Annotated in this window: 1 protein-coding gene; it reads right to left on the bottom strand. The window is 70.1% G+C overall.

What is annotated here, in order from left to right; translation table 11 throughout:
- The coding region (locus G3I78_RS49370; RefSeq protein ID WP_203616581.1) for an acyl-CoA dehydrogenase family protein at positions 1-262 on the bottom strand (262 nt) is incomplete at its 3' end.
- Between the last annotated feature and the right edge of the window lie 153 nt (positions 263-415).

Here is a 415-nt window from a genome sequence, read left to right as displayed (position 1 = left end):
AGGGGTGGACGCCGAGGACGGAGGCGACCCAGCCGGTGGAGCCGCAGGCCTTGGCTATGTCCTTGACGGCGGCGTAGAAGACGCCCGGGTCGGCCGCGCGGCCGCCGTACGCCCTGGGCTGGAGCAGCCGGAAGAAGCCGGTGGCGGCGAGTTCCTTGATGCTCGCCGCGGGTACCTTGCGCTGCGCCTCCGCCTCGGCACTGCGCTCGCGGAGGGCGGGGGCGAGTGCGCGGACTGCTTCGAGGACGTCTTCGTCGCTCATCGGTGTCCCTTTCTCGGGGTCGTCGGCTTCGAGGTGCGGTGAACGTACGCCGGGCGGTCCGGGCGTGGAACGGGCCGTTCCCGGTGAGTGGGAAGCCGGGTCGCGGTTCGCCCCGGATCGGGGAAACGACTACTCGAAGTATTACTGAATGAA

Source organism: Streptomyces sp. SID13726 (assembly GCF_010548375.1).
Taxonomy (GTDB): Bacteria; Actinomycetota; Actinomycetes; order Streptomycetales; family Streptomycetaceae; genus Streptomyces.
Note: the sequence above shows the minus strand (reverse complement) of the source record. Positions and strands in the feature narration are given on the sequence as shown.